Annotated in this window: 5 protein-coding genes and 2 tRNA genes; 5 read left to right on the top strand and 2 right to left on the bottom strand. The window is 50.6% G+C overall.

Going from position 1 to position 6,000, the window contains the following annotated elements:
- Positions 1–184: 184 nt before the first annotated feature.
- A tRNA-Gly gene (locus QZ554_RS03925) sits at positions 185–260 on the bottom strand.
- A gap of 639 nt (positions 261–899) precedes the next feature.
- A tRNA-Asn gene (locus QZ554_RS03930) sits at positions 900–973 on the bottom strand.
- 538 nt (positions 974–1,511) lie between these two features.
- Here QZ554_RS03930 and rfbA point away from each other — a divergent pair.
- The 5 genes from rfbA to QZ554_RS03955 all read left to right on the top strand — a co-directional run.
- Positions 1,512–2,396, top strand: coding sequence for a glucose-1-phosphate thymidylyltransferase RfbA (gene rfbA / locus QZ554_RS03935; protein WP_297194568.1), 885 nt, complete (start codon positions 1,512–1,514; stop codon positions 2,394–2,396).
- The gene (gene rfbC, locus QZ554_RS03940) at positions 2,397–2,954 is read left to right on the top strand and encodes a dTDP-4-dehydrorhamnose 3,5-epimerase (protein ID WP_297194569.1); all 558 of its coding nucleotides are present in this window, start codon (positions 2,397–2,399) and stop codon (positions 2,952–2,954) included.
- Positions 2,947–3,822, top strand: coding sequence for a dTDP-4-dehydrorhamnose reductase (rfbD, locus tag QZ554_RS03945; RefSeq protein ID WP_297194570.1), 876 nt, complete (start codon positions 2,947–2,949; stop codon positions 3,820–3,822). Before rfbC ends, rfbD begins: the two co-directional genes overlap by 8 nt.
- Positions 3,822–4,862, top strand: coding sequence for a dTDP-glucose 4,6-dehydratase (gene rfbB / locus QZ554_RS03950; protein WP_297194571.1), 1,041 nt, complete (start codon positions 3,822–3,824; stop codon positions 4,860–4,862). Before rfbD ends, rfbB begins: the two co-directional genes overlap by 1 nt.
- A 187-nt stretch (positions 4,863–5,049) precedes the next feature.
- Positions 5,050–6,000: sulfatase-like hydrolase/transferase (locus tag QZ554_RS03955; protein ID WP_297194572.1), on the top strand; the 951-nt coding region annotated here is incomplete at its 3' end.

Consider the following 6,000-nt stretch of genomic DNA (forward strand, 5'->3'; position numbering starts at 1 on the left):
TTCGGTGGGGCAGTAAGCTGGAGGGCGAAGGTGAGGCCTATTGCAGGGCTATGTGTCGAGGGCTAGGGCAATAGGTAAGGTGCGATAGCAGGGGGTATAAAAGAGGAAACATCCCAAGATACTAACAAGTAATCTCAGAATGCCTCATCAAACAAATACACATCAAAACTATGGAAACCTTTTGTGGAGCGGAAGACGGGACTCGAACCCGCGACCCTAACCTTGGCAAGGTTATGCTCTACCAACTGAGCTACTTCCGCAGTATGTCAATCTTGCTTCAGGGTGGCTTGCCTTTCCCTTTTGCACTGCAAAGGTAATGCAAGTTTTTGAACTGACCAAATACTTCCGAAAGTTCTATAGGAAGTCTTGCTAGGACTATTCGCTAAGGTGCATGATAGAGAGGAGGATAGCTTCCCTTAAGAATTATTCTTCTGAGGCGAGGAAGACTGCTCCATACGTCCCACTCTCACTACTAGGACGACTCATTAGGACTCAAAATGGATACTATGTGGTGAGTTTTGGGGTATCCGTTCACGGAGATGGGATGGGCTAGAAGGTATGCAGAGGGTGCCTCTATATATAATAATGTATAGAAGGAACTATATCGTTGTCTCGAGCTAGATATATAATAATGTATAGGAGTAGGGCTTGGCCTAGTCTGAGTAGTAGAGATACAAAGGGGAAGTCCTCAGAAGGGGGATTCAGTCATTCTTTCTCGCTGCGGGTGGGGATGCCTTGCTCTTTGGGTACTATGCTGGTCTGTCTGTCTTCTCTGTGCTTGGGTGTGTTCTTATGAGAAGGGAGAGGGTGTATCCTCGCCTAAAAAAGCAAAGATCCCAAGGCTATTGTCTAGCCTTGGGATCAGGATGCTGTGTCGAGATCTTGTTTTGACCTCCCTGCTCTTCCTCTTGGACTTGAACCAAGGACCCTCTGATTAACAGTCAGATGCTCTAACCGACTGAGCTAAGGAAGAGTGCTCGAAGCGTCTTTTGACACCGCAAAGGTAGTACAACTTCTGCATTCCTGCAATAGCTAGAGCAGATGTATGTGCTCTTTCCCTTATTCTGTGCCCTTGGCGTCGTGATCTGGAGAGGTGTGAGCAAGTCGTACTTCTATCCTCGGAAAGGAGAGGCTGAGATCGCCCCCTCGTAAGTCCCTATGTATCAGTCTTCCCTAGAGGGCGAAAACGTTCATACCGAGAGCGCACTTGCGCTCTCGGTATGAACGCCTCGGTCACCTTACATAGGTGATTGAGGCGTTCATTATATGTTTGATATCCCCTTCTCGGTATGTTCGCTGATCGCCTCTCGAAATGTGCGATACAGAGCTAGTTAGAGGAGAGGGGATTGTGCACTCTGGAGCACCCTGCGTCGCGCACCAGCAATAGGGCGGAGAGGAAGGGCGGATAGAGGAGGGGGTAGGCTTTAGCTTCCGATGGGTAGAGTGTGCCCTTTTTTGTACTTTCGTGGCTGTTACTTCAGTCTCAGTAGAATATCTATCTAATCTCAAGTATGAAGGGAATAGTCTTAGCTGGTGGCGCTGGTACGCGTCTCTATCCAATCACAAAGGGGGTAAGCAAGCAGCTGCTACCTATCTATGATAAGCCCATGATCTACTATCCTATCTCTGTGCTCATGCTCGCAGGGATTCGCGATATACTCATCATCTCTACCCCTGAGGATTTGCCCAGTTTTAGGCGACTTCTCGGTGAAGGCTCTGACTATGGGGTGCATTTCGCCTATGCAGAGCAGCCCCGTCCAGAGGGGTTGGCGCAGGCCTTTATCATCGGCAAGGAGTTCATCGGTGATGATAATGTATGCCTTGTGCTTGGGGATAATATATTCTATGGTATGTCCTTCACTCAGCTCCTGCTTCAGTCTGTACAGCGGGCAGAGCAAGCAAATGAGGCTACGGTCTTTGGTTATTGGGTGAACGACCCAGAGCGATATGGTGTGGCCGAGTACGATGAGACGGGACGCTGTATCTCTATTGAGGAGAAGCCCCAGCAGCCTAAGAGCAACTATGCTGTCGTGGGCCTTTACTTCTATCCGAATGATGTCGTCAAGATAGCTAGCGAGGTCAAGCCTTCCGCCAGAGGAGAGCTTGAGATCACGAGTGTGAACCAAGAGTACCTGCGTCAGGGGCGTCTGCTCGTAGAGCCTCTTGGTCGTGGCTTTGCGTGGCTCGATACTGGGACGCACGACTCCCTTGCTGAGGCCTCTACCTTCGTGGAGGTAATTGAGAAGAGGCAGGGACTGAAGGTGGCTTGTCTTGAGGAGATAGGCTACCATCAGGGCTGGGTCACGGCTGATGTCCTGAGGAAGGTGGCTGTGCCCATGATGAAGAATCCGTACGGGCAGTATCTGCTCCGTCTCATCGAAGACAAAGTAAAGTAGATGGATATCATTAAGACTATGATCCCCGAGGTCGTCCTCCTAGAGCCGAAGGTCTACCATGATGATAGGGGATATTTCTTCGAGGCCTTTAGTGAAGCTGTATTTTCTAGTCTAGTCACACCGGTACACTTCGTACAGGATAACGAGAGCCGATCGAGCTATGGTGTAGTGAGAGGACTACACTTCCAGAAGCCCCCCCATGCTCAGGCGAAGCTAGTACGAGTCGTTAAGGGGCGTGTACTAGACGTAGCTGTAGACCTACGCAGAGGATCACCTACCTATGGGAGGCATATCGCAGTGGAGCTGTCGGAGGAGAACCATAGGATGCTCTTCATCCCTCGTGGTTTCGCCCATGGCTTCAGTGTGCTGAGCCCAGAGGCTATCTTTCAATATAAGTGTGATAGCTACTATGCCCCCCAGTCAGAGGGTGCTGTGGCATGGGATGATCCTACGCTCGCTATTGACTGGAGACTTCCCTCGCAGGATATCATCCTCTCCCCCAAGGATGCTAGACATCCATGCCTAAGTGACCTTGATACACCATTTATCTATGAGTAGTATCCTGGTGCTGGGAGCTGGTGGACAGCTAGGGCAGGAGCTACGAGTAGCGGCAGAGGGGAGTGCACAGCACTATACCTTTGCGAGCCGTAGTGAGCTAGATGTGACGGACCAGCTAGCTATACAACACTTCGTGCAGGATCATCATATCGACACCATCATCAACTGCTCTGCCTATACCGCAGTCGATCGTGCCGAGGATGAGCCTGAGGAGGCTGACCGTATCAACCATCAGGCAGTAGCTGCTCTTGCTGCTCTTGCCAAGGCTCAAGGCCTATACCTCATCCATATCTCTACCGACTATGTCTTCGGTGGAGATAGCTACCGTCCGATTACCGAAGAGGAGACTCCTCGTCCCCAGAGTGTGTACGGGCGTACCAAGCTCCTTGGTGAAGATGCCATCCGCCGTACGGGGTGTAGAGCGCTCATACTGCGCACCTCTTGGCTCTACTCTACTTATGGAGTGAACTTCCTGAAGACCATGTGTCGTCTCATGCAGGAGCGACAGGAGCTGAGCATTGTCTTTGATCAGATCGGGACTCCCACCTACGCACGAGACCTAGCTCGCTTCATTGTATCCTACCTAGAGCTGGACAAGGACAGTCGGCAGGAGGGGACTTACCACTTCAGCGACGAGGGTGTGGCTTCATGGTATGACTTCGCTGAAGCTATACGCCATCATATGGGCTACAGCTGTCAGCTACATCCGATCCGTAGTGAGCAGTACCTAACGAAAGCTACTCGACCCTCCTACAGTGTACTAGATAAGGCCAAGCTCAAGAGAGACTTTGGCCTCACGCTCCCTCACTGGCAGACCTCCCTCGAGGATTGCCTCAATCAACTCACCTCGATAGAAACAAACGAATAATGGACTATCAGAAGACTATACTCATCACAGGCGGTGCAGGCTTTATCGGCTCACACGTCGTCCGCCTCTTCGCTACGAAGTACCCCGACTACCATATCCTCTGCCTAGATAAGCTGACCTATGCTGGCAATAGGGAGACACTAGCTGATATAGAGGGGCTACCTAACTATACCTTTATCCAAGAGGATATCTGTGACTACGAATGTATGCGTGGAATCCTCGAGCGCTATGCTGTGGATGGCATCATCCATCTAGCTGCAGAGAGCCATGTCGATCGTAGCATCTCCGATCCCTTCATCTTCGCCAAGACGAATGTCCTAGGTACACTTAGTCTGCTACAGGCTGCCAAGGAGGTTTGGTCAAAGACCCCTCAGGGATACGAAGGGAAGCACTTCTACCACATCTCTACCGATGAGGTATATGGAGCGCTAGAGCTCGATGGAGGATTCTTCACCGAGGAGACGAAGTATGACCCACATAGTCCCTATTCGGCTAGTAAGGCCTCTAGTGATCACTTCGTGAGAGCCTTCCATGATACCTATGGTCTGCCCACGATCATCTCTAACTGTTCCAATAACTACGGTCCTTACCAGTATCCTGAGAAGCTTATCCCGCTCTTCATTAAGAATATTGTCCTGCGTCGTCCCCTTCCTGTTTATGGTACGGGGGAGAACGTGCGTGACTGGCTCTATGTCATAGACCATGCTCGTGCCATAGACCTTATCTTCCACCAAGGGAAGGTTGCCGACACTTATAATATCGGAGGCTTCAACGAGTGGCGCAACATCGACCTCGTACGCCTGCTGATTAAGACCGTAGATGAGGCTCTTGGCAACCCCAAGGGTTACTCGGAAGAGCTCATCACCTACGTTACAGATCGTGCTGGGCATGACCTACGCTATGCCATTGACTCGAACAAGCTCAAGGATGAGCTAGGCTGGACACCAAGCCTACAATTCGAAGAAGGGCTACAGCACACTGTTCGCTGGTACCTCTCCAACCAGGAGTGGATCGAGCTCGTCAGTCAGAAGAGCTTATAGTAGGCCCGCACATCATACACACTGAGCCCCCAGCCTCGCTATCGCATTGGGATAGCGAGGCTGGGGGCTTAGCTTATGTTATCATTTAGCTCCACCCGACTGACTGAGGGCTAATGATATGTGAGTGTCAGATACTTGCTGTACCTTTGTGCGCAACGAGAAAATAATGCTTATCAATTAACTATATATGACGAAACGATTCCCTTCATTTTGGCGAGACTACGCCCATAGGTTATATGGCCAACGCCTCCTCTTCTGCCTTCTCTTGGCGCTGCAGCTATTCCCAGCGCTCTACTACTATGCTCATGCTGGACGGTATCCCTATGGGGGAGAGCTCGTTTACCAGGGGATTAGTATCCTGAGTTGGGCAGCTATCCCAGTCCTTCTTATCTCCTTGTTCCCTTGGAATAGAGTACGTCAGGTGCTGGTGGCTCTAGCTTTGGCTGTCTATGCTTTCCTAATGCTTTTTGAGAGCTTCCTCATCTATTCATACAGCTCTGTCTACACGGATAGTATCGCTCTAAATATACTAGCGACTAATCCCAACGAGGCATCTTCTTTCCTTGCTAATCTGAACTATAAGGTATTTCTCCTGCCTCTCATCGTGCTCATAGCTCTGCTTGGACTCTACGCTGTAGGTAGGAGGCGGGTGGCTGCTACGGGGCGTGGTTGGCAAGTCGGACTCTTCCTCACAGCCCTACTACTACCCATACCATTAACTATTATGGTTGTACGTCCGGCACAGCATGCGACGAGGAGCTTCCTGTATATGGCACCCGTCGAGCGTCTGTACCAGGGGACAATGTATTGTATAGAAGACGCTAGAGACCTAGCTACCTACACAGCCCAACTCAAGCATATTGATCTGGGGAAGATAGAGCGAAGAGAGGGGATGGATAGTGTGACGGTGGTCATCATCATCGGAGAGTCGATGCGCCGGGACTACATGCACTGCTATGGGTATCCTCTGCCTAATACTCCGAAGCAGGATTCTCTAGCTAGGACGGGGGATCTGATCCTTTTCTCAGATGTTGTCTCCTCGGCCTCTTGGACGGTGAGCTCTGTATCACAGAGTATGAGTCTCTACACGAGAGAGGAGGAGCCAAAGGAATGGTATAAGTTCCCTACACTACCCTTC

The organism is uncultured Porphyromonas sp. (genome assembly GCF_915070105.1).
Classification (GTDB): Bacteria; Bacteroidota; Bacteroidia; order Bacteroidales; family Porphyromonadaceae; genus Porphyromonas.